This is a genomic window from Collimonas sp. OK307 (assembly GCF_900113705.1).
Taxonomy (GTDB): Bacteria; Pseudomonadota; Gammaproteobacteria; order Burkholderiales; family Burkholderiaceae_D; genus Collimonas.
In genome coordinates this window covers 35,926-60,078 of record NZ_FOQI01000005.1, presented here as the reverse complement: position 1 = coordinate 60,078, position 24,153 = coordinate 35,926, and the positions used below count along the sequence as shown (strand labels likewise).

The window sequence follows — 24,153 nt, the reverse complement described above, 5'->3', positions numbered from 1 at the left end:
ATTTTGCCGCGGCGGCCACCCGGCCTCGGCGCAACGGCGCTTGGGCCCGGGGCTTCGTCAATGGAATGCAATAAAATAATAAAAGATACGACGAGATAACCATGTCTACCAACACCACTCCGGCGCTGTCTGCAGCGCAAATCGCCGCTTTCGAAACAGACGGTTACCTGATCTTGCCGCGCATGGTGCCGGTGGCGGATTGCGCGCTGATGATCGCCACTGCCAACGATCATCTGGCACAGGCTGTGGCGCCGCTGGAATACGAATCCGAAGTCGGCTATGCCGGCGCGCCGAAATCACTCGATAGCGTCGGCGGCCGCACTGCACGGCGCCTGCGCAATGCCTATCAGCGACATGATAGCTATCGCGCCTGGGCGCGCAATCCGCAGCTGGTAGCGATGCTGGAACTGTTGCTGCGCGAGCCGGTATGCCTGACTTTATCCCATCACAATTGCGTGATGACCAAGCACCCGCATTTCGGCACCGCGACCGGCTGGCATCGCGATATCCGCTACTGGTCGTTCCCGCGCAACGAGCTGATCTCGGTCTGGCTGGCGCTCGATAGCGAGAACCAGAACAATGGCGGCCTGCGCTTTATTCCAGGCTCGCACCGCTTCGATATCAAACCCGGACAAATGGACCAGCTGGATTTCCTGCGCCCGGAACTCGCCGAAAACCAGGCGTTGTTTGCACAAGGGAAAGCGGTAGAGCTGCAGCAAGGCGACGTGGTCTTTTTCCATAGCGGATTGTTCCACGCAGCCGGCAGGAATAATACCGAAGCGGTCAAGGAGTCGGTGGTATTTGCTTATCACGGGCAAAGCAACCGGCCGGTGCCAGGCAGCCGCTCAGCCGCCTCGGAAGATATTCTACTGAGCCATTGAGGCCCGCTGCAAACGACGCGTGCGCGCCAGGGTTTCCGATTTCCGCTTTTGCAGCCAGATGGCAATCCCGGTAATCATGAACAAGAGTGGCAACAAACCCAGGAACGCGACTAGTATCTTGCCCGGCAAACCCAGTATCTGACCGGTATGCAAGCCATACTGCACGCCTATGAAGGTATCGCCGGCAGAACCTTTTAACGGATCCAGCGAGCGCAGCACATGGCCGTCTGCAGCGTCGACAAATACCCGTACACTACCGCCGTCCTGGATGTCATCCGGCTTGCGCAAACGGACTTGATAGAGGCCGTGTTTCTCGTCATGCGCAATACGTACGATACGCGCCGGAGTAGCAAGCGGCATGGTTGCCTGCGCCGCTGCCAGCGCTTGCTGCCAGTTGATTTGCGGCTTTCCTTCAGCACTCGAACCCTTGGGCGGCGGCGTCAGCGCCGACAGGCTGGAGACCAATGGACGGGCGACGTCCGGCAGATTCATCACGGCGCCGGTAAAGGCCGTAATCACCAGCAGTATTCCGGCAACCAGGCCTACCGTGCGATGCAAGTCGTACATCAGGCGGAAACCGCCGGCGCCGCGTTTGATCGACAGCGCCTTGCCCCAACCGTTGCGATGCTTGGGCCAGGCCAATGCGAAGCCGATCAATAGCGTCGTTACCCACAACAAACCGAGGCTGCCGGAGATGATGGCGCCGGGCTTGTCCAGTAACAGATAGCGATGCAAGCGGAATAGAAACGGCATCAGGTTTTGCGGCGCAAGGCTGACCGCTTTGGTGTTGCGTTCGCCGACTACGGCAGCGGTGACCGGATCGATAAATACCGTATCCACTGCCAGCTCTTCGTTCGGTTTGCGTGAGCGCAGTTTTGCCTGGAGCGGCGCGTTGGCATCCTGCTCCATGGCAAAAAAGGCCAGCCGCGCATGTGGATAATCATGTTCAACCCGGGCCGCCAGGGCATCGATGGGTTGCCTGCTGCCGCTCGAGGCGAGATGGTAGAACTGCGGATTAAGCCAGGCATCGATGTCGTCGTTAAACGCCAGCGCCGCACCGGTCAGGCCAGCCATGACAAGGAACAGGGATAGCAGCAAACCGCTGTAGCGGTGCAATTTCACCAACCAATGACGTATTGCTTTTTTCACAATCAAAACTCGCTTGCATCTTACATAAAGCGAGTATTGTAAATGTCTATTGAATGAGAATGGGTATTATTCTCAAAAATCTTCATCGCTATGTTGACTGATGCCCGCGCTAGTCCATGCTTGCAGCAAACGCCCTTCGGCGCGGGAGATGGCGTCCGCGGCGCCACGCAGGACAACAATGTCTCCTGCCTGCAACACTGCCTCCGATGTGACGGCAATATCGCTGCGGCCACGCCGCAGAGCGGTAATCTCAGCGCCCATTTCCGGCAGGCCCAGCCAGGCCAGCGAACGGCCGATGGCACGCGCGCCAGAGGGCAAAGCCACTGAGTGCAAACGCACCTGCAAATGATCGGCGGCATCCGGCGCATCGTCGATGCCGTGGAAAAATCCGCGCAAGGTGGCATAGCGTTCGTCACGCGTAGCCTGCACCCGGTGCACCACGCGGCGCAAAGGCACGCCCAGCAAGACCAGCGCATGCGAGGCCAGCATCAGGCTGCCTTCCATGGCTTCCGGCACCACTTCGGTGGCGCCGGCAGCACGCAGCTTGTCGAGATCGGTATCGTCGTAGCTGCGCACGATCACCGGCAGCGCTGGCGCCAGCTCACTTACGTGATGCAGCACTTTCAGGGCGGAAGGCGTGCTGGCATAGGTGATCACCAGGGCGGCGGCGCGATGCACGCCAGCTGCCACCAGGCTTTCGCGGCGCGAGGCGTCGCCATAGGAAACCTGGGCGCCGGCAGCGCGGGCGTCGCGCACGCGATCAGGATCGAGATCCAGTGCGTGGTAATCGATACCCTCTTCCTTCAACAACTTGGCCAGGCTCTGGCCGCTACGGCCGAAACCGGCAATGATCACATGCTTCTTGGTGGCCATGGTGCGCGTCGCAATCTGGGTCAAGGCCAGCGATTGCATCATCCATTCGCTGGAAGACAGTTTCATTACAATCGCGTCGGATTTAGCCAGGATGAACGGCGCCGCCAGCATCGACAGCACCATGGACGCCAGGATCAGCTGGACCAGCAAAGGATCGATCAGCTGCAGGCCGCCGGCCTGGTTCAGCAGCACGAAGCCGAACTCCCCGGCCTGCGCCAGCGCCAATCCGGTGCGCAGCGCGACGCCGGTGGATGAGCGGAAGATTTTTGCCAGTGCGGCGATCAAGACGAATTTCAGGAACACCGGGCCTATCAGCAACAGCAACACCAGCCACCAGTGCTCGATCACCAGACGCATATTCAGCAACATGCCGACCGTGATGAAAAACAAACCCAGCAAGACATCGCGAAACGATTTGATGTCCTCTTCCACTTGATGCTTGTATTCGGTTTCGGAAATCAGCATACCTGCGATAAATGCGCCCAAGGCCAGCGACAGGCCGGCGCGTTCGGTAATCCATGCGGACGCCAGCGTGATCAACAACAGATTCAGCATGAACAATTCTTGCGAGCGACGCCGCACCACGATCTGGAACCAGCGCCGCATAAGTTTCTGGCCGAAGAACAGCAGCAGCGCCAGCAGCAGCACCGCTTTGCCGCTAGCCCAGGCCAGCGTCGCCAGCAAGTTGCCGGAATGCTCACTGAGCGCCGGCACGATAATCAGCAGCGGCACCAGCGCCAAGTCTTGAAACAACAGGATGCCGATGATGCGGCGTCCGTGCTCGGTTTCCAGCTCCATTCTTTCCGTTAGCAGTTTGGAAACGATGGCGGTGGACGACATGGTTAGCGCGCCGCCCAGGGCGAACGCCGCCTGCCAGCTGATATTGGTAAATTGCGGCAGGATCAGCGCCATCATCCAGGCGAACAGCATGGTGGCGCCTATGGTCAGCAGCACCTGCGCCATGCCCAGTCCGAACACGATATGCCGCATTGCCGTCAATTTCGGCAGGGAAAACTCGAGGCCGATCGAAAACATCAAAAACACCACACCGAATTCGGCCAGCGCGTGGGTGGTGGCATTGTCTTCTGCAAAGCCCAGCGCATGCGGGCCGATCAGGATCCCCACCACCAGATAGCCCAGCATAGGTGGCAAATGGAAGCTACGAAAAGCCACCACCCCCAGTACGGCGGAGCCGAGCAACAAGATTGTCAGTTCAAGTCCGGAAAGCATTATTGGCAATCAATTAATTCAATATCAACATTATGTTGCGGCAACGCTAAAACGAGAAGGGCCGAAGACAGATTAATTGAAGCCGATGAAGACTGGCAAGTTTTTTGCTTTAGGATTTCGTTTATACTTTCGGGATGAGTCTACCCGATACCAAAATTTTGCCCCAATCCCTGTCCAAGTCATTCGATGCCGGCCGTGCGCTAGAGCTTGCTCGCAGCACCCTGCAAATCGAAGCCGATGCCATCATCGCATTAAAAAACCGGATTTCCGACGACCTCGACGATCCCTTCGCCCAGGCGATTGCCTTGCTGCTCAATTGCAACGGCCGGGTAGTCGTGTCCGGAATAGGAAAATCCGGTCACATCGCCCGCAAGATCGCCGCCACGCTCGCCTCTACCGGTACCCCGGCGCTGTTCATCCATCCAGCCGAAGCAGCGCATGGCGACCTCGGCATGGTGACTGAGGACGATGCGTTCATTGCCATCTCCAATTCGGGCGAAACCGCCGAGCTGATGGCGATCGTGCCGATCATCAAACGCATGGGCGCCAGCCTGATCGCGATGACCGGCAATGACGGCTCGGCTTTGGCGCAACTCGCCAACGTGCACCTGAATGTCAAGGTGGATCAGGAAGCCTGTCCTTTGAATCTGGCCCCCACCGCCAGCACCACCGCTACCCTGGCGATGGGCGACGCCTTGGCGGTAGCCCTGTTGGACGCGCGCGGCTTCCGCGAGGAAGATTTCGCCCGCTCCCATCCTGGCGGCGCACTTGGTCGCCGTTTGTTGACCCATGTGCGTGACGTCATGCGCAGCGGCGAAGCAATCCCGGCAGTGACTGCGGATGTGTCGCTGTCGCTGGCTTTGCTTGAGATCACCCGCAAGGGGATCGCCATGACCGCCGTGGTGGACGAGCATTTCCATGCCATCGGCGTGTTTACCGACGGCGATCTGCGGCGCCTGATCGAGCAGGTGCAAGATTTCACCAAACTGACGATTGCCGATGTGATGCACGCCAATCCGCGCACCATCGGCCCCGATCAGCTGGCGGTCGACGCGGTGCACATGATGGAGCAGTTCCGCATCAATCAGCTGCTGGTCAGCGATGCCACTGGAAAATTGGTCGGCGCGCTGCATATCCATGACCTGACCCGTGCCAAGGTGATCTGATGACGACCTCGGTTAGCCATGGCGAGGGCGCCGATCTGACAGCAGGTGCAGATCTGGCAGCGCGTGCCGCGCGGGTCCGCCTGATGATTTTTGATGTCGACGGTATCCTGACCGACGGCGGCCTGTTGTACGGCGCCGACGGCGAACAACTCAAACGCTTCAACGTGCTTGACGGGCATGGCATCAAACAGTTGCAGCAAAGCGGCGTCGCCACTGCGATCATCAGCGCGCGCAAGTCGGCGATTGTCAGCCGTCGCGCCAGCGACCTCGGCATCGCCCATGTGCATCAAGGCGTGCATGACAAGCATGCGGCTTTTGCCGCATTGCTGGCGCAACTGCAACTGACGCCGGACGCATGCGGATTCATCGGCGATGATGTAATCGATTTGCCGATCCTTTCGCAAGTCGGTTTTGCCGCCAGCGTGCCGAACGGCCATCCTGATGTCAGAAGCCGCGTGCATTACGTCACCCGGGCCGGCGGCGGCCATGGTGCTGCGCGCGAAATCTGCGACCTGATCATGCGTGCGCAAAACACCTATGCCGAGGCATTGGCATCGTATCTCGGCGCTAGTCTGCCGGCAACTCCGCCAATGCCAGGTAAAGTATGAAAAATCTGCGCACCACCTATCGCTTTCGCTTCCTGCTGTTACTGATATTGTTCATCTTGCTGGCGCTCGGCAGTTTCTGGCTGGTGCAGGTGATGAACAAACATACCGAGGATTCGCTGCCGAAGGTCGCGCGCATCGAGCCGGATTATTTCGTCGAGCATTTCAACTACGTGCAAATGTCACCCAGCGGACTGCCGCGCTACAACATTTCGGGCGATCTGCTGACGCACAATCCGCTGGACGATTCGTTTGATGTGCAAAAGCCGCTGATCCATAGCCTGGATAAAGAAAAGCCGCCGATGAACCTGCGTGCGAACCGCGGCAAGATTGAAGACAACAATAGCAAGGTGCATTTATACGGCGACGTTAATGCGGATCGGCCAAAGACGCCGAAGGCGGACAACTTTCACCTGAAATCAGAGTATCTGCTGCTATTGCCAGACGACGATGTCATGCAATCAGACCGACCGGTGGAACTCACGCTGGGGCAATCGATATTGCACGGTACCGGCATGGATTTCAACAATTCCACGCGTGTACTGAAACTGTTTAGCAAGGTGCATGGCGTATTTCCGCCGACACCTCATTGAGCGACGACGATCATATGCAACGCATTGCAATCCATCGCCCCCATTTTTATGCATATAGCTCTATCCTTTATCCAGGATTTTTCATGAAACGAATTTTTTTCATATCTCTGCTATTACTCGGCGTCGGTGCCGCCGGCGTCGCGCATGCAGAAAAAGCAGACTCCGAGAAACCGACACTGATCGATTCCGACCAGCTTACGTATGACGACGTCAAGCAGGTCAACGTCGCCACCGGCAACGTGGTCCTGACGCGTGGCACGTTGCTGATGAAAGCCGATCGCGTGGTAGTGACCACCGATCCGTCCGGTTATCAATACGCGACTTTGTATGCGGATCCGGGCAAGCTGGCGACGTTCCGTCAAAAACGCGACGGCGGTCCGGACCTGTGGATCGATGGCCACGCCGAACGTATTGAATACGACGGCAAGACCGAAGTCACCAAACTGTTTTCGAAGGCGCAAATGCGCCGCTTGCAAGGCGACAAGCCGACTGACGAAGTAAATGGCGAATTCATTTCCTACGACAGCCGCACTGAATTCTATTCAGTCAACAATACGGTCAACGGCACCAGCCAGTCTGGCGCCGGGCGCATCCGCGCAGTGATCCAGCCACGTCCGAAAGCTGCCCCATGACCGCGCCTAGTACCCTGATCGTTAAAGGTCTGCAAAAGAGCTATGGCGCGCGCCAGGTGGTGCATGACGTATCGCTGGAAGTCCGGTGCGGCGAAGTGGTCGGCCTGCTGGGGCCTAACGGCGCCGGCAAAACCACATCCTTCTACATGATCGTCGGCCTGGTGCCATCGGATGGCGGCGAGATCGATCTCGACGGCGTCGACATTTCACGCCTGCCGATCCATCGGCGCGCAGTGCTTGGTCTGTCGTATCTGCCGCAGGAAGCGTCGGTATTTCGCAAGCTGACCGTAGAAGACAATATCCGCGCCGTACTCGAATTGCAGCGCCCCAATGGCAAGGCGCTCACCAAAGCCGAGATCGACGAGCAATTGCATAAACTGCTGCATGAATTGCAAATCGAAAAGCTACGTGAAAACCAGGCCTTGTCGCTCTCCGGCGGCGAACGCCGGCGCGTCGAAATTGCCCGCGCGCTGGCAACCAATCCCCGCTTCGTCCTGCTGGATGAACCGTTTGCCGGGATCGACCCGATTGCCGTGATCGAGATCCAGCGCATTGTCCGCTTCCTTAAGGAACGCGGCATAGGCGTACTGATTACCGACCACAATGTGCGCGAAACACTGGGCATTTGCGATCGCGCCTACATCATCAATCAAGGTAGCGTGCTGGCCAGCGGCAGTCCGGACGACATCATCGCAGACGAGTCGGTACGGCGCGTGTATCTCGGCGAGCATTTCCGCATGTAACTTCACGAACGCGAGAACGATGTAATTACAGGCAGCGTAATTCGCCGCAGCACAGTGGCGCTTGAACTCCTTACAACAAACCATAGAAGTGAATTGTCCGCACGGTAGCCATGAAACAATCACTCCAGCTTCGCACCTCCCAGCATCTTGCGCTGACGCCTCAATTGCAGCAGTCGATACGGCTGTTGCAACTGTCTACGCTCGAACTGCATCAGGAACTGGAGCAGATCTTGTCGGACAATCCGTTGCTGGAGCGGATCGACGACCCGCTCGATAATTCCGTGCGCTTACTGGCGGACGGCGCTATCAGCGGCAGTACGTCAACCATGGACGCGCCGATCGGCGATAGCGAGGTCAGCAGCTCGCCCAGCGAAAGCGAAGCCAGTTCAGATACGCCGCCGGCAGCGGATGGCAGCCCCGAAAATAGTGAAAGCGGCGATAGCGAATGGAGTTTTGACGATATCGCACGCAACTCGAAAACCTCGGACGACGAGGATGCGCGGCCGCAACTGGAAGCCCACGAATTGACGTTGCGTGAACATCTGTTACAGCAAATGCGCGAAACGCTGCACGACATGCGCGATCGGGCATTGGTCGAACTGACCATCGATGCGCTGGACGATAACGGCTACCTGGAAGAATCGCTGGAAGAAATCCTGGAGCGTCTGCCGCCAGAGCTGGAGATCGCGATCGAAGAGTTATCGATGGCGCTGAAAATGGTGCAAAGTTTCGACCCGGCAGGCGTCGGCGCCCGTAACGCATCGGAATGCCTGAGCTTGCAGATCAAGCGTTTTATCAAAGTGCCATTTGTCACGCGCCGCCTGGCATTGGCGATTGTGCAAGATCACCTGATGCTCTTTGCGCAACGTGATTTCAATAAAATCAAGAAAGCGCTCGATTGCGACGACGAGGATCTGCGTGAGGCGCAAGTCGTCATCAAGCAGTGCAATCCGCATCCCGGCGCGCCCTTTGCCGCCAATACGTCAGACTACGTGGTGCCGGATGTGATCGTCAGGCGCAGCAAGCAAGGCTGGCAGGTGATGCTGAATAATGACGTCATGCCAAGGTTGCGGGTGAATGTCCTGTATGCCAACATTCTGAAGCAAAGCAAGGGCGACGGCGCCCTCACTTCCCAGCTGCAGGAAGCCAAATGGCTGATCAAGAATATGCGTCAACGCTTCGACACCATCTTGCGCGTTGCGCAAGCGATAGTGGAACGCCAGAGGAACTTCTTTTCTCACGGGGCGGTCGCAATGAGGCCGCTTGTGTTGCGTGAAATAGCTGATACACTGGGACTACACGAGAGTACTATTTCTCGTGTAACCACACAGAAATACATGCTTACTCCCCACGGGATGTTTGAACTGAAGTATTTCTTCGGCAGCCATGTTGCTACTGAGGCAGGTGGAGAGGCTTCCTCAACGGCAATCAGGGCACTCATTAAGCAATTGATAGGAGCGGAAGATTCAAAAAGTCCTTTCTCTGACAGCAAGATTGCCGACATGCTTGCGGAACAAGGTATGGTGGTCGCCCGCCGCACCGTCGCAAAATATCGCGAAGCACTGAAAATTCCGTCTGTTAATTTGCGCAAGGCCTTGTAGTTTTTTTCTGGTTTGATTGTAAAGCTTAACCTTGCTGTGTTTGGATCAAGCGGTTTTCATTGAGTTTTCATTGATTCTTGCCAGGACAGTTCCTCGTGAACCGTCCGCCTAAAGATTCAGCCTGTTCTGTTCCGGACCGCCAGCAATATTCTTGATAGGAGCGCTGTATGAACTTCACCATCAGTGGGCATCACCTCGAATTAACCCCTGCCATTCGCGAATATGTACAAAGCAAACTAGAGCGTATCAAACGCCACTTCGACCAGGTCATCGATATCAGCGTGATTCTGACCGTCGACAAAATCACTGAAAAAGAAAAGCGCCAAAAAGCGGAAATTAATCTGCGCGTAAAAGGAAAAGATTTGCATGCTGAAAGTATTGCTCACGATCTTTATGCCGCCATTGATGCACTGATCGACAAGCTCGATCGCCAGGTGATCAAATACAAGGACAAGATGCAGGACCATCAGCACGATGCTATCAAACATCTGCCGGAAGAACTCCCCGCCGCGACCTGAACCGGTCGCCGAGCGCGCGAGCGAACTGTTTAGTTTAGCTCGCGCCAATAAATGAACAAGGGCGCAGTTAATGCGCCCTTTGTTATTGGTAAACCTGCTTATTGGTAAATCATATTATCGTTGTTGAAGGTTCTTCCGCTCTTACTTAAGCGCGCCAAAGACTTTGCCGATAATCGCACTGCCCGCACCGACAGGATCCTGGCGAATCGCCTTTTCCTCTTCACCTATGATTGTGTATAAGCCATCCAGCGCGCGTTGGGTAACGTAGCCTTCTACGGTGCTTTGCTCCGCCGGCACCATGCCGGTTTTACCGACTTGCCCCATGACCGAGTTATATTGCGCCGACAGGCCGTTGCGGTCGGTCACGCCTTTGACGATAGGCAGGAATTTCTGTCCCAATTGCGCCGAAGTCTTCTGTCTGAAAAAATCGGTGACTGAAGTATCGCCGCCGGTCAGGATATTTTTTGCATCTGTCACCGACATCGATTTGACCGCATTCAACAGCAAGGGCTTGGCCAACGGCACTGCCTGTTCCGCCGCATGATTCATCGACACCACCAGATCGTCCAGTTTCTGTCCCTGGCCAGTCATCCTCAACAGCGGCATGGCTTTATCCAGCACGCTGGGCAAACCGATCTTGACCTTGTCATTATTCAGGAAGCCATTCTCGACCCCCAACTTGGACACCGCAACATCCGCGCCTTTTTGCAGCGCGGCTTTCAGGCCGCTGCTGGCGTCCTGGTTACTCAAATCGCCTATCGATAAAGCAAGCGCGGCCGATGCGGTCACCGCCAGAGTGATTGTCAGTGCTGTTTGGTATGCGCGACGCATAATTGATCCTTGTGAAGTTAAATGGACAACGACAAAGTCTAACTCAACCTATTGCAATCAGATCTACAAACTATGAATGAGGCTGGCGCGTGAATCTTAAAGATGGCCTTCGTCTACCAGGAACAAACGCCTGTGTTCACGTATCGCATAGCGGTCGGTCATGCCGGCGATGTAATCGGCAATCGCGCGCGCTTGCTGTTGCGTGCCGGCCTGGCCGAACTGATAGTCGGGGGGCAGCAGATTCGGCTCGGCGCTAAAACATGCATACAGTTCTGCAACGATGCGGCGCGCCTTGGCGGTCATGCGGTTGACCAGGTAATGACGGTACAGGTTTTCGCGCAGGAAGCGTTTCAGCATAGCGGCTTGCTGCGCCATGCCATCGGAAAATGCGATCAGGGGTGGCGCATTACGTACATCGTCGACGCTTTGCAGGCGTGCATCCAGGATGCGTTGCCGGGATGTCTGGATCAGGTCGGTGATCAGGGCATTGATCATGCGCCGCACCGTTTCATTGATCGCGCGGCGCCCGCTCAGCCCGGGATACAACAACTCGACCTGGCGGCTGTGCGTGGCATAGAACTCAATCTGGTTCATCTGCTCCAGCGTCAGCAAGCCTGAACGCAAACCGTCGTCGACATCGTGGTTGTTATAAGCAATCTCATCCGCCAGGTTGGCGACTTGCGCTTCCAGCGTCGGTTGCTTGCGCTGAATGAAGCGCTCGCCGATATCGCCCAGTTTCTTGGCGTTGGCCAGCGAACAATGCTTCAGGATGCCTTCGCGCGTTTCAAACATCAGGTTCAAGCCGTCAAACGCGCCGTAGCGCTGTTCCAGCTGATCGACCACGCGCAGGCTTTGCAAATTATGTTCGAAGCCGCCGTGGCCTTCCATGCAGTCGTTCAAGGCATCCTGGCCGGCATGGCCGAATGGCGTGTGCCCCAGATCGTGGGCCAGTGAAATGGCTTCTACCAGGTCTTCGTTCAATTGCAGGTTGCGCGCAATCGAACGGGCGATTTGCGCTACTTCGATGCTGTGCGTCAAGCGCGTGCGGAACAGGTCTCCCTCGTGATTGACGAATACCTGGGTCTTGTATTCCAGCCGGCGGAATGCGGTGCAGTGGATGATGCGGTCGCGGTCGCGCTGAAACTCGCTGCGTGCGCTAGGCGAGGCTTCCTCGAACAAACGTCCTCGCGACAGCGCAGAATGTGCGGCATAGGGTGCGAGGGACGTTTCCTGGTTCATCGTGGCATGTCTCCGGAAGCTAGTTGCTGAATTGTCGCCAGCAGGGCATCTTGCGGTGCTGTAGTGATCAGATGGCCACCCAAAGGCTTCATCAAAATGAACTTGATCTGGCCGTCTTCGTTCTTCTTATCGATCTGCATCAGTTCCAGCCAGCGCTGGGCGCCCAGGTTGGGCGCCTCGGTCGGCAAACCGGCGGCGCGTACCAACGCGCAGACCCGTTCCTTGTCAATGGCGCCGATGTGGCCGAGCCTGTGCGACAGATCTGCCGCCATCACCATGCCGCAACCGACCGCTTCGCCATGCAGCCACTTACCGTAGCCCAGGCCGGATTCAATCGCGTGGCCGAAGGTATGGCCGAAATTCAGGATGGCGCGCAAACCGCCTTCACGCTCATCTTGCCTGACAACGTCGGCCTTCAGCTCGCAGGAACGGCGGATGGCGTAGGCCAGGGCGACGTTATCACGCGCCATCAGCGCATCGATGTTGTCCTCTATCCATTTGAAAAATGCGGCGTCGATCACCGCGCCGTATTTAATCACTTCTGCCAGCCCGGCCGACAGCTCGCGCTCCGGCAGGGTATGCAAGGTCATGGTATCGGCGATCACAGCTTGCGGCTGATAAAAAGCGCCGATCATGTTTTTGCCCAATGGATGATTGATACCGGTTTTCCCGCCCACGGAGGAATCAACCTGGGCCAGCAGCGTGGTCGGAATCTGCACGAATGGCACGCCACGCATGTAGGCCGAAGCAGCGAAACCGGTAAGATCGCCGATCACTCCGCCGCCCAAGGCGATCAGGGTCGTCTTGCGATCGCATTTTGCGCTCAGCAGGCAATCGAAGATCTGCATCAGGCTGGCCCAGTTCTTTTCTTCCTCACCGTCCGGCAAGACGATTTCCAGCACGCTCTTGCCGGCATCTTTCAATGCCTGGCTAAAACCTTGGAGATACAACGGTGCGACCGTGGTGTTGGTCACCACGGCGACCTGCTTGCCTGTGATCAGGCGGGCGATGCGCTCGCGGTCGGTCAATAGCGACGGCCCGATCTCGATCGGATAGCTGCGTTCGCCCAGTTCTACCTGGAGCGTGATGGTTGGCGCTGGGACCGGAAAGGTTGACGACTGATTCATAGGAAAATTTGATGAAATAGGGACGCTGGTGCTAGCCTGGCTGGTTGCACCGGCTTGCGACTCTTGTTCTTGCTCAAGCTCATCTGGCAACTGGTTTGGCAACAACTCCAGCTGGCTCAAAATGCTGTGCACAAGGAATTGTACGTTAGGTCGGCCAGTGTCGATGACAATGTCGGCGACGTCGCGATAGTATGGTTCCCTCTGCCGTGACAATTCTTCCAGGCGTCGGCGCGGATCGGCGGTTTGCAATAGCGGCCGGTTTTTATCGCGGCTGGTACGCTGCAGGATGTTATGGATGCTGGCACGCAGGTAAATCACGGTGCCGCGGCTTTTGAGATATTCGCGATTTTCGGGACGCATGACGGCGCCGCCACCAGTGGCCAGCACAATGCCGCGCCGGCCGCTCAGGTCGCGTATCACCTCCGTCTCGCGCTGACGGAAGCTCTCTTCGCCTTCTATTTCAAAAATCAAAGGAATCGAGACGCCAGTACGCGCCTCGATTTCGTGATCCGAATCAATGAATAGCTTGTTGAGTTTTTTTGCCAGGGCGCGGCCAACCGTAGTCTTGCCCGCGCCCATCAGGCCTACCAGAAAGATATTGCCTGTGTACCGCACCATTTCACCACTCAACCTTTTGCTCAAAATGCAGACACCGGCGTCTAACCGGCGCCTTCCGGGCAATTACTGCCCAGAAATCCGGTCGATGACAATCTTCGGTGTCAGGAAAATTAATAATTCAGTCCGTTTGTTAACAGTTGCCGTTTGTTTGAAAAGATAACCCAGAACTGGAATATCTCCAAGCAGTGGCACTTTATTAACATCATTTGAAATTGTCTGGGTGTAGATACCACCAATCACCACCGTGCCGCCATTCTCAACCTGCACCTGGGTCTGGACATGCTTGGTATTGATCGAAACGCCGCCAGGAACGACCACGCCTACACTGTCATTGGTTACATCCACTGTCAAAATGACATTGCCGTCCGGGGTGATCTGCGGGGTCACTTCCAGCTTCAGGTTGGCTTTCTTGAACTCTACGGAGGTAGCGCCGCTGCTGGTTGCATTTTGATAAGGAATTTCAGTACCTTGTTCAATCAGGGCTTTTTGCTGATCCGCCGTGACCACACGCGGGCTGGAGATAATCTTGCCCTTGCCGTCCGCTTCCAGTGCCGACAGCTCCAGGCTGATGAATTTCGACGCAGCGGAATTAAACAGAGTCAAAGCCACCGAACCAGCTGTACCAGTACTAGGATTGGCCGGTAAATTCACTGAATTCCCTGACGTCAGGGGAACTGTGCCAGTCGTTGTCGTCGCATTTTGCGTACCTCCGGAGGAGACATTCTTGCTATTGAAACCAAATCCAAGCTTGGCGCCAAGGTTACGGCTGAAGCCATCGTTCGCTTCGACCATACGTGCTTCGATCAAAACTTGTCGTGACGCAACATCGATTTTTTGAATCAGATTGCGGATGTTCTGCAAGGTGGTCGGCGTATCGGTCACGAACAACTGATTGGTGCGAGGGTCGATCACGGCGCTGCCGCGGTTCGACAAGATGGAATTCTTCTTCTTGCCAGCGCTGCCGCCACCGCCACCGGTGTCATCAATCCCGAATACTTTCTTGAAGGCTTCGGCCTTCTGATAATTCAGCTGGAATGACTCGGTACGCAATGGCTCCAGTTCGGCAATTTGCGAACGCTGCTCAAGCTCCATTTTTTCCTTAGTCAATAATTCGTCTTTCGGCGCAATCCAGATGACCGAACCGTTTTTACGCATGTCAAGGCCCTTGGCTTGCATCACGATATCCAAAGCCTGATCCCAGGGAACGTCTTTCAGGCGCAAGGTCAGGTTGCCGCCAACGGTATCGCTGGTAATGATGTTCAGACCGGTAAAATCGGCAATCACCTGCAATACCGAGCGCACTTCGACGTTCTGGAAATTCAGGGACAGCTTGTCGCCGTGATAGCCTTGCGTACCTTGCGCCAGCTTGTTCGGATCTTCCTTGAGCGGCTTGACTTCGATCACCAGCTGGCTGTCGCTTTGATAAGCGCTTTGTTCCCACAGGCCTTTCGGCTCGATGATCATGCGCACATTTTCGCCCTGGGTCACAGTCGTAATGGTCTTGACCGGCGTACCGAAATCACCGACATCGAGCTTGCGACGCAAAACATCCGGCAAACTGGTCTTCAGGAAATCCACCACAATCGTCTGGCCTTGCTGGCGCACATCGACGCCAACCTGGGTGTTCGGCAAATCAATCACAACCCGGCCTTCACCTGCGGTGCCGCGGCGGAAATCGATATCGCGCAAGGCCGGCTTGCCGTTTAACAAAGGTGCAGCTGCTGGCGCTGCGGCTGCGGCTCCCGCTACGGCTGCTGTAGCGGGACGAACCGGCATGCCGACAGCATTGACTGGCGTTGCCAGGCCGCCGGAACCGTCGATGGTAACGACCAAGGCATTGCCATCCATTGCAGTGGCATACGACAACGAGCGTTTCAGGTTGAATACCAAACGCGAGCGATCGTCAGCTTGCGCCACCACCACATTACGCACATCGCCCAGACTGATGTCTTGCGAGGTTTTGCCGGTGGCGTTGCCGACGCCGACAAAATCAAAAGCGATGCGGGCAGGACTAATCACGGAAAACGCCGTTGGCTGTGCGCTTAAAGGACGCTTGAAATTAATCTTGACGATGACGTTGGCACCCTGCTGATTGGCGCTGATCGAAGTAATGGCATTATCTTCGGCTGCCATTACCGATGCTCCGGTTACCAGTAAGCACACCAGCGCAACAAACTTCAATACCGTCTGTCGCATCACGCTCAGCCGGCTTACGCTCAGGTTAACGAATTTTTTTCCTGCTGCAATCATTTTGTGCTCTCCTGCAACGCTAACTTGGCTTCGCGTTCGACCCATTCGCCGGACGCATCTTGTACGATTTCTTTCAAAATTACTTCGGACTCAGTGATCTTGGTAACCATGCCGAAATTCTGTCCCACGTAATTCCCCACCTTGGTTTGGAACACGGTCTTGTCGACTTGCAGCAAGCCATAGCTCAAACCCACTTTTTGCAACGTGCCAACCATCTTGATCGTATCCAGCGGATAGTTTTCCAGCGTTTCGCGGCGGCGATCCAGGTTTGGCTTCAAGCCGGTTGAATTGCCGTGCAACTTGGCCAGCGCCACCAGCAACTTGTTGGGGTTGTACGGATCGACGCTGGTCGCGCCGGCATACGTGAAGGGAATAAACTTCTTAGGCTCGATCAGCTTAGGAATCCCGACCTTGGTATGGCTCTTGACGTCGGCCATCCATTCTTTCAGTTCCGGCACGCCGCTGTCGCCGCAACCTGACAAAGTTGAGATGAATACGACAAAAAATGTCACCTGGGTCAGACGCCCAATGCGAAAAAACGTCATTTTTGACCTTTCTGCTTTGCTGAATCGGTGGCTTTACGCTGCGCGACCACTTCGTCCTTATCCAGATACCGGAAGGTTTTGGCAATCGCGTCGAGGCTCAGCGTGCCATCCTTGCCGGTTGCCAGGCTCATATTATTCAAGGTCACGATGCGCGGCAGGTTGGCGATGTCGCTGGCGAACGAGCCGACATCGTGATAATTACCGGTTACCTTGATATTGATCGGCAGTTCGGCGTAATAATTCTTCACTACCACCTGGCCTGGCTTGAACAATTCAAACTGCAGCCCGCGTCCCAGACCGGCCTGATTGATATCGGACAGCAACGCATCCATCTCTGCCTTGCTAGGCAATTGCTTTTCCAGGGTGGCGACGTAATCGGCCACCTGCAGCTTTTGCTTTTGCAATGCTTCCAGATTGATGGCTTGCTGGACCTTCGACTTGTACTCGTCTTTCAGCTGCACTTCCTTCTGTTGGCCAGCGTTGAGCTCATCGTTCTGATCGCTCCAGTAAAGAAACCAACCCGCCGCCAGCACCAGCAGGAACACCCCGACGCCGGATAAAACACGAGGAACTATCGGCCATTGGCCCGGATGGCGACCGTTCAATCCACGAAACTGCGCGCTCAGCGAGGCGCCCAAATTATTCAGATCCGTCATTTGGCGTCTTTCAAAGTTGCTTTTGGTGCAGCCGCAGTGCCGCCAACGGCTGCAGTAGCTGCCCCGGCTGCCGCAGTTTTTGGCGTCGCAGCGGTATCTTTAGCGTCCTTGTCAGACGGTCGTTTGATGCCGACATTGACGGTGAACGCGAACACATGCTTGCTGTCGCGTCCAGTGCCGATATTGGCGGAACGAATCTCGATCAGGTCAGGGCGTTCCAGCCAGGCCGAGTTGTTACCCAAATTGCGCAGCAATTCGGACACCCGCTCATTCGACTGCGCATAACCATTCAGCGCCACCCGCTGACCATCCTGCTTGAAAGAATTCAGATAGACGCCTTCCGGCACCTGCTTGACCAGTTCATCCATCAGATACACAGGCTGATTGCGATCGCTCTGCAGATCTTCCACAGCTTGCTGGCGCGCCTTCAATGCCTCGATTTCCTGCTTGAGAGTGGCAACTTCCGCGATTTCACCGTCAAGACGTTTGTTTTCGGCGGTAATAAAATTGTTGCGCTGAGTCTGGTTAGCGATACTGTTGGCGATAAATGCGCCGACCACCAGCACCGTTACCAGACCGACAACTGCAGATAATGCCAACATGGCGAAGTAAGCATTCTTGCGCTGTTTGCGCTTGGCTTCGCGGTGCGGCAGTAAGTTAATCTTGATCATCAGCCAAACCTCCGCATCGCCAGACCGCAGGCAACCAGATAAGACGGTGCATCCATGCGCAATTGTTTTTCTCTCACATTCGGCCCAAGTTGCATGCCGGTAAACGGACTGACTACCGAGGTGGAAATCTTGGCGCGTCCCGCTACCACCTCAACCAGGCCAGGAATAGTGGCGCAGCCGCCGGCCAGGAACAATTGGTCGATGCGGGTGTACGGCGTCGAAGTAAAGAAGAACTGGATCGCCCGCGTGACTTCCAGCGCGGCGCTCTCCAGGAACGGGTTGAGGATCTCTTGTTGATAGCCGTCAGGCAGGTCACCAGTACGCTTTTTGGTATCCGCCTCTTCATACGACAGCCCATAGGCGCGCACGATGTCTTGTGTCAGTTGATTGCCGCCAAACGGCTGCTCGCGCTCATAAATCAGCTGGCCGTCCAGCAAAGCCGATACGTGCGTGGTTTGCGTGCCGATTTGAAACAGGCCGACAATCTGTCCTTGTCCGGCTTTCGGTAATTGGCCGATGATGCGGTTAATCGCCGCACGCGCTGCGTAGGATTCGATGTCCATCACGGTAGGCTTGAGGCCAGCCGCCTCTGCCACCGCCACGCGGTCCTCGACCTTCTCCTTACGGGTAGCTGCCAACAACACTTCAACGTCGTCCGGGGAATGCTGCGCCGGGCCGATAACGTCAAAATCAAGGCTCACCTCATCTAGCGCAAACGGAATATATTGGCTGGCTTCGGATTCGACCTGCATCTCAAGTTCTTCTTCCAGCATGCCGCTGGCCAGAATGATCTTTTTAGTAATCACCGATGCCGGCGGCATGCCTAAAGCCACCAGCTTGGTGCTGGAGCCGCTTTTTTTCCACAGACGCCGTACTACTTCCGTGACTTGCTCGATATTTTCAATGTTGCCATCCACCACAGCGCCACGCGGCAATGGTTCCGAAGCGAAGCGGTCCAGACGCAACTGATCCTTGCCCGTCTCGGACAGCTCAACCAGCCTGACGCCCGACGTACTAATATCAATCCCCACCAGCGGCGGGTTCTTTTTACCGATCAGCGATCCAAGATCTAATGCCAAGAGCATTTCTCCCGAGTATGTATAATTTGGGGAACATTCTGCCTGCAAGGCGATCCCATTAGCGGGATTCCGTCTCGAAGTTAGGAAAAACCTGTAAAACAGGGCTTACAGCAATGTTAAATTTTATAAGGTGAAATCGTAGCAATAAGAGTGCAGTGCTGTAAAGAAATTTCCACATGGCAATTGTTTAAGTAATACTAAAATAGCCGCCGCAGCGACTCCACTCAACCTAATTTGTTTTTCACCGACAATTTCTGTCTGAATTTCACAACGCAGTTTGCTGTTCATCAAGAACGCATGATGCAGAGCAAGTTTTGAGCCAAGTACCCTCCGGGAGGCAATTCAAGGACAATTCAATAACAGTTCAGCGTATTACCTAACTGGCGCCAGACGCTGTGCCGCTATAATGCGTGGCATCCATCTTTCATAAAACACATCGCATGACGCCTCCAGACACAGCCAGCGACACCCCGCAAACCACTCCCCCTTCGCGCCGTCGCTTGCCGCTGTTACTGCGGTTGATACTCGGTTTTTTCGGGATTGTTGTCGGCTTGGTTGTTATCGGCTGCCTGACTTTTTTCCTGATGCTGGCAATGGCCTACCCGAACTTGCCGGAGCTGGATTCGCTGACCGACTACAAACCCAAGATTCCATTGCGGATTTTCTCGGCCGACGGCGTCCTGATCGGTGAATTCGGCGAAGAACGGCGCAGCCTGGTGCGCATCAACGAAATTCCCGATGTGATGAAGAAGGCCGTGCTGGCGATTGAAGACGACCGTTTTTACCAGCATGGCGGGGTCGATTACCAAGGCATCCTGCGCGCCAGTTTTTCCAACCTGACCGGCGGCGGCGGCGGCGCCAGTACGATCACGCAGCAGGTCGCCCGCAATTTTTTCCTGACCAGCAACGAGCCGACCTTCTTCCAGAAAGCATCGCGCAAATTTCTCTATGAAATTCCGCTGGCATGGAAGATCGAGCGCAACCTGAGCAAGGACCAGATTCTTGAGGTCTACATGAACCAGATTTATCTGGGCCAGCGTGCTTACGGCTTTGCTTCGGCAGCGCAAATCTATTTCGGCAAGAAACTGCAAGATATCACCACCGCTGAAGCCGCGATGCTGGCCGGTTTGCCGAAAGCGCCGTCAGCCAACAATCCGGTCGTCAATCCGAAACGGGCGACTGTGCGCCAGCAATATATCTTGCTGCGCATGCTGCAGCTGGGTTACATCACCCCGGCGCAGTACGAGCAAGCCAAGAACGAAACCCTGCACATCAAGAGCGGCGCCAGCGAATTTGGCATCCACGCCGAATTCGTCGCTGAAATGGCGCGTCAGCTGGTGTACGAGCAATTCAAGGAAAACACCTACACGCGTGGTCTCAACGTCTTCACCACCATCACCAAGGCCGACCAGGACGCGGCGTATATAGCGCTGCGCCGCGGCGTCATGGACTATGAGAAGCGACGCGGCTATCGCGGACCGGAAGGCTATATGGACATCCCTGACGACACCAAGGAAGAAGCCGAAGACGCGATCGAAGTAGAACTGGCAGACCATCCCGACAGCGATGAAATCGTGGCGGCGGTGGTACTGGAGGCAACCCCGAAACTGGTCCGCGCGTTACTGTCCTCGGGCCAGGAAATCAGCATCAGCGGCGCCGGCCTGGGCATCGCCACCAATTTGCTGAGCGACAAAGCGCCGCCGCAACGTAAAGTCAAACGCGGCGCCATCATCCGCGTCATGCTGGAAGGAAAAAACTGGAGCATCACGCAAATGCCGGCGGTGGAATCGGCCTTCGTTGCGGCTGACACCAAGGACGGCGCCATCCGCGCCTTGATAGGCGGCTTCGACTTCAACCGCAACAAATTCAATCACGTCACGCAAGCCTGGCGTCAGCCGGGTTCGTCATTCAAACCATTCATTTATTCCGCCTCGCTGGAAAAAGGCTTGTCGCCGGCTACCATCATCAACGATGCACCACTTACCTATGGCGGCGGCCAGACCGGCGGCCAGATCTGGCAACCGAAGAACTACGGCAACAAGTACGAAGGTCCGATGAGCATGCGCAAGGCACTGACCAAATCGAAGAACGTGGTCTCGGTGCGCATCCTGGATAAGATCGGTGCCAAATACGGGCAGGAATATGTGACGCGTTTCGGCTTTGATGCTGACAAAAATCCGCCATACCTGACACTGGCACTGGGTGCAGGCGCAGTGACGCCGCTGCAAATGGTTGGCGGTTACGCAGTCTTTGCCAATGGTGGCTATAAAGTCAGCCCCTACATCATCAGCAAGATTACCGATGCCGATGGCAATGTCTTGTCGCAAGTTCATCCGGAGATCGCTGGCGACGAAGCCAATCGCATCATCGATCCACGCAATGCCTTCATGATGGATAGCATGATGCGTGATGTCGTGCGCTACGGTACCGCAGTCAAGGCACTATCGCTCAACCGTACCGACCTGGCCGGCAAGACAGGCACCACCAACGATTCGCTGGATGCGTGGTTTGCCGGTTATCAACCGTCGCTGGTGGCGGTCGGCTGGATGGGTTACGACCAGCCGCGCAGCCTGGGCGATAAGGAAACCGGCGGCGGCCTGGCGTTGCCAATCTGGATCAGCTTCATGCAACAGGCGTTGAAGGGCATACCGATGGAAGACCGCGTGGTGCCGGAAGGCCTGGTGCATTCCGGCGGCGAATATTATTACGCTGAATACCCGCCGGGCATCGCTACCCAAAGCCTTGGTGGCGGCACTACGGCACCGACGGAAGAAGAAAAAGCCAGGGATGAGGTCAAGAACGAATTGTTCTGATGTGGAGTGGGCACATTTGTGATTTGTGCCCACCCCGTGTTTTAGTTCGAATACAAATCCAGCAAGCGCCGGGTATAGATCTCAATATTCTCCGGCAAGCTCACATCCAGCGTGCGCAGCAATGTCTGCGCGTTGCGCCTGTAATCCTCTATCTGTGCATCGTGCGTCGCAAATGCACGCAGCACGGCCTGGCCGCCGGCGAACGAATCGAAGTCCGGATAATAGTAGCCGTAGTCCTTGATGAACTCCGAATTGTGGATCAGCGGATACCCTCCGTACAAGGCTTCGTAGTACAGGTAATTCTGGCCGTTTTCCCAGTGGTGCGAAATGATGCAGTCGCCATAGCTGGCCATGAATTCATACACGGCAAAACGTCCTTCAAATGATGCCAGGCCGTGATTCACGACATCGAGCGTACGCGCAAACTGCGAGAATTTGAGGTGCTCTTTCAAGTGCAAGGTATTGCAGACACGCAGGTTTTCCAGGAACGCCGGCTGTGCGCGATACGCTTCTTCGCAGGCCAGCATCGGCAGCAGCGAAGTTTTCACCATGCAGACATTCGGTTCGAAACTGCACACCCGCCAGCGCGGCTTGCCGGGCTGATAGCCGTAGCTGAGGTGATCTGGCAACGTGGCTATGCCTTTGGCGAAAAACAGCGGCGTCCACAAATGCGGCACGATATGCACCGGCGCTCGCGCCGTAAGGCTAAAGTAGTCCTTGCAGCTGCGCAGATACTCCGGCAAGGTCCACACCGCGTCGTAGGGTTTGTCGCTGCACAGGCCGCCATGCGGCTTGTTGAACATTGCGCGCTCGATGTCGATCACGTAGTCGTTACCGACCCGCATCCAGGCGTAACGTCCGCCGCGCTCGCGAAACTGCCGTACCCAGCCTTCGCTCAGCTGGGCACTCATTTCAATCACGACATCCAGCGTCTCCATGGCCTGCTCCAGGCTAATCATGTCGATGCCCAGATCGCCCATCATCATGGCGTCGTTGATCTGGTCGGGTGAGCCGTCCAGCACCAGCACCGCGCGTTCGACCGCCGGCGACTGGTTGAATAACTGCACCAGGAATGCGCAATTCTGGAAGATGCCGTTTTCCCAGATCGATTGCGCCCCGGCCCGCACAAACAGGGTGACACCTACGCGCAATTTACGTTGTGGCAGTGAATGGCTCATACCTGACCCTCCACGGTGTGCTGCAGTCTTTTCACAAATGCTTCCACATTCTCGGGGCGTAGCGGGTCGAGCTTGCTCAGGTAAGCCGTGGCAGCCGTTTTATAATCATCCCAGAATTCCGGTTCCTGGCGCCAGGCACCAAGCAAAGCGTGGCCGCCGGCGCTGGCTTCGAAATCAGGATAATAGATACCGACACCGCCTGCCTTCAGATATGCCGAATTATGTATCAGCGGATAACCGCCATAGAGCGCATCGTAGTACAGATAATTCAGGCCGCACTCCCACTGGTGCGAGACCACCGCATCCATCTTCTGCTGCGCCATGCACTCGACAAACGCTACGCGCGGCTCGTAGGTGGCCTTATGATGCTGCGTCAGATCGAGGTTGATAGCGAAACGATTGAAAGTCAGATGTTCCTTCATATGCATCGTGTTCATGACCATCATCGTGCTCACCGAACGCTGATCCAGGCGGTAAGCCTGTTCGCAGACCAGCATCGGAATAAAGCAGCTTTTGACAACAGAGATATTCGGCTCGAAAATCGCCGTACGCCAACCCGGTCGTTCAACACCGGTCCTCGCTTGATAACCGAAGTGATGACCGTCCTTTTTGACCTGGTCGATCTGGCCCTGGATAAACAGCGGCGACCAGATGTGCGGCACGGCGAACACGGGAACCCGCGACACGGTGCGCAACAGGGGACCGCTACTTTTCATGTGATGCGGCAGCGTCCATATTTCGTGCCATGGCGTCCCGTTGAAAATCTGGCCGCTGGCGCCCTCGAACATCGGTGCTTCGGCATTGTCAGCATAGGTGTGGCCAACAAAGAAAGTGATGATCTTGACGCCCAAGGCGCGTACGTGACGCAACCACTCCAGCGGCAGCTGAGCACCCATTTCGATCACGACATCCAGCTCGAATGTCACCTCATCGGGCCTCACCAGCGGTACATCGAGACCGCCCAGCCCCATCCCCTCAGGCATATGGTCGATGGCTCCGCCGTTCAGTAAAAACACGCGGCCGACTTGCGGGCTTTGCCGCAGCAACAGCACCAGGAACGCCAGGTTCTGGTTAAGGCCGTTGGACCAGAGCTGCGCCCCATGGACTGGAAAGATCGAGATACCTACATTGATTTTTTTCATGGATCACGAAAGA

The 24,153-nt window shown here is 56.0% G+C and carries 22 protein-coding genes; 9 read left to right on the top strand and 13 right to left on the bottom strand.

Annotated features, from left to right (window positions below; translation table 11 throughout):
* Positions 1–101: 101 nt before the first annotated feature.
* Positions 102–881, top strand: coding sequence for a phytanoyl-CoA dioxygenase family protein (locus BM205_RS08680; protein WP_092414106.1), 780 nt, complete (start codon positions 102–104; stop codon positions 879–881).
* Here BM205_RS08680 and BM205_RS08675 read toward each other — a convergent pair.
* Positions 867–2,030, bottom strand: a complete 1,164-nt coding sequence (locus BM205_RS08675) for a PepSY-associated TM helix domain-containing protein (protein ID WP_139227227.1) — start codon at positions 2,028–2,030, stop codon at positions 867–869. The genes BM205_RS08680 and BM205_RS08675 overlap by 15 nt on opposite strands.
* Positions 2,031–2,102: 72 nt before the next feature.
* Positions 2,103–4,133 carry a monovalent cation:proton antiporter family protein gene (locus tag BM205_RS08670; RefSeq protein ID WP_092414104.1) on the bottom strand — a complete coding sequence of 677 codons (2,031 nt, stop codon included), beginning with the start codon at positions 4,131–4,133 and terminating at the stop codon, positions 2,103–2,105.
* Positions 4,134–4,267: 134 nt separating this feature from the next.
* Here BM205_RS08670 and BM205_RS08665 point away from each other — a divergent pair, with 134 nt between their 5' ends.
* From BM205_RS08665 to hpf, 7 genes are all read left to right on the top strand, one after another.
* Positions 4,268–5,299 (top strand): KpsF/GutQ family sugar-phosphate isomerase, encoded by a 1,032-nt coding sequence (locus BM205_RS08665; RefSeq protein ID WP_092414103.1) that lies wholly within the window; start codon positions 4,268–4,270, stop codon positions 5,297–5,299.
* Complete coding sequence (locus tag BM205_RS08660; RefSeq protein ID WP_092414102.1) at positions 5,299–5,907, top strand: KdsC family phosphatase; 609 nt, start codon at positions 5,299–5,301, stop codon at positions 5,905–5,907. The genes BM205_RS08665 and BM205_RS08660 overlap by 1 nt, the downstream gene beginning before the upstream one ends.
* Entirely contained in the window at positions 5,904–6,497 is a 594-nt protein-coding gene (lptC, locus tag BM205_RS08655) for an LPS export ABC transporter periplasmic protein LptC (RefSeq protein ID WP_092414101.1), read from the top strand. Before BM205_RS08660 ends, lptC begins: the two co-directional genes overlap by 4 nt.
* An 83-nt stretch (positions 6,498–6,580) precedes the next feature.
* On the top strand, positions 6,581–7,129 hold the full coding sequence (gene lptA, locus BM205_RS08650) for a lipopolysaccharide transport periplasmic protein LptA (RefSeq protein WP_175511215.1): 549 nt from the start codon (positions 6,581–6,583) through the stop codon (positions 7,127–7,129).
* The gene (gene lptB / locus BM205_RS08645) at positions 7,126–7,872 is read left to right on the top strand and encodes an LPS export ABC transporter ATP-binding protein (RefSeq protein ID WP_092414100.1); all 747 of its coding nucleotides are present in this window, start codon (positions 7,126–7,128) and stop codon (positions 7,870–7,872) included. Before lptA ends, lptB begins: the two co-directional genes overlap by 4 nt.
* A gap of 110 nt (positions 7,873–7,982) precedes the next feature.
* Positions 7,983–9,473, top strand: coding sequence for an RNA polymerase factor sigma-54 (locus BM205_RS08640; protein ID WP_092414099.1), 1,491 nt, complete (start codon positions 7,983–7,985; stop codon positions 9,471–9,473).
* A gap of 167 nt (positions 9,474–9,640) precedes the next feature.
* Positions 9,641–9,991 (top strand): ribosome hibernation-promoting factor, HPF/YfiA family, encoded by a 351-nt coding sequence (gene hpf, locus BM205_RS08635; protein WP_061532045.1) that lies wholly within the window; start codon positions 9,641–9,643, stop codon positions 9,989–9,991.
* A 141-nt stretch (positions 9,992–10,132) separates the two neighbouring features.
* Here hpf and BM205_RS08630 read toward each other — a convergent pair whose 3' ends face one another.
* The 9 genes from BM205_RS08630 to BM205_RS24255 all read right to left on the bottom strand — a co-directional run bounded on the left by BM205_RS08630 (position 10,133) and on the right by BM205_RS24255 (position 19,295).
* The gene (locus BM205_RS08630) at positions 10,133–10,822 is read right to left on the bottom strand and encodes a DUF4197 domain-containing protein (protein ID WP_092414098.1); all 690 of its coding nucleotides are present in this window, start codon (positions 10,820–10,822) and stop codon (positions 10,133–10,135) included.
* Positions 10,823–10,918: 96 nt separating this feature from the next.
* A complete protein-coding gene (locus tag BM205_RS08625; protein ID WP_092414097.1) occupies positions 10,919–12,061 on the bottom strand; it encodes a deoxyguanosinetriphosphate triphosphohydrolase in 1,143 nt (380 codons plus the stop codon).
* The gene (gene aroKB / locus BM205_RS08620) at positions 12,058–13,806 is read right to left on the bottom strand and encodes a bifunctional shikimate kinase/3-dehydroquinate synthase AroKB (protein WP_092414096.1); all 1,749 of its coding nucleotides are present in this window, start codon (positions 13,804–13,806) and stop codon (positions 12,058–12,060) included. The genes BM205_RS08625 and aroKB overlap by 4 nt, the downstream gene beginning before the upstream one ends.
* Before the next feature lie 63 nt (positions 13,807–13,869).
* Positions 13,870–16,002, bottom strand: a complete 2,133-nt coding sequence (pilQ, locus tag BM205_RS08615; protein ID WP_175511222.1) for a type IV pilus secretin PilQ — start codon at positions 16,000–16,002, stop codon at positions 13,870–13,872.
* A 50-nt stretch (positions 16,003–16,052) separates the two neighbouring features.
* Complete coding sequence (locus BM205_RS08610) at positions 16,053–16,601, bottom strand: pilus assembly protein PilP (protein WP_092414094.1); 549 nt, start codon at positions 16,599–16,601, stop codon at positions 16,053–16,055.
* Positions 16,598–17,257 (bottom strand): type IV pilus inner membrane component PilO, encoded by a 660-nt coding sequence (locus BM205_RS08605; protein ID WP_092414093.1) that lies wholly within the window; start codon positions 17,255–17,257, stop codon positions 16,598–16,600. Before BM205_RS08605 ends, BM205_RS08610 begins: the two co-directional genes overlap by 4 nt.
* The gene (locus BM205_RS08600) at positions 17,254–17,928 is read right to left on the bottom strand and encodes a PilN domain-containing protein (RefSeq protein WP_254783811.1); all 675 of its coding nucleotides are present in this window, start codon (positions 17,926–17,928) and stop codon (positions 17,254–17,256) included. Before BM205_RS08600 ends, BM205_RS08605 begins: the two co-directional genes overlap by 4 nt.
* A complete protein-coding gene (locus BM205_RS08595) occupies positions 17,928–19,007 on the bottom strand; it encodes a pilus assembly protein PilM (RefSeq protein ID WP_254783810.1) in 1,080 nt (359 codons plus the stop codon). Before BM205_RS08595 ends, BM205_RS08600 begins: the two co-directional genes overlap by 1 nt.
* A gap of 123 nt (positions 19,008–19,130) precedes the next feature.
* Positions 19,131–19,295, bottom strand: coding sequence for a hypothetical protein (locus BM205_RS24255; protein ID WP_175511214.1), 165 nt, complete (start codon positions 19,293–19,295; stop codon positions 19,131–19,133).
* Positions 19,296–19,447: 152 nt separating this feature from the next.
* Here BM205_RS24255 and BM205_RS08590 point away from each other — a divergent pair, with 152 nt between their 5' ends.
* A complete protein-coding gene (locus tag BM205_RS08590) occupies positions 19,448–21,820 on the top strand; it encodes a penicillin-binding protein 1A (RefSeq protein ID WP_254783809.1) in 2,373 nt (790 codons plus the stop codon).
* A 41-nt stretch (positions 21,821–21,861) separates the two neighbouring features.
* On the opposite strand, the gene BM205_RS08585 is transcribed toward BM205_RS08590, so the two are convergent.
* Both BM205_RS08585 and BM205_RS08580 read right to left on the bottom strand, forming a co-directional pair.
* Positions 21,862–22,998, bottom strand: coding sequence for a DUF2827 domain-containing protein (locus BM205_RS08585; RefSeq protein ID WP_092414090.1), 1,137 nt, complete (start codon positions 22,996–22,998; stop codon positions 21,862–21,864).
* Positions 22,995–24,140, bottom strand: a complete 1,146-nt coding sequence (locus BM205_RS08580; protein WP_092414089.1) for a DUF2827 domain-containing protein — start codon at positions 24,138–24,140, stop codon at positions 22,995–22,997. Before BM205_RS08580 ends, BM205_RS08585 begins: the two co-directional genes overlap by 4 nt.
* Positions 24,141–24,153: the final 13 nt, after the last annotated feature.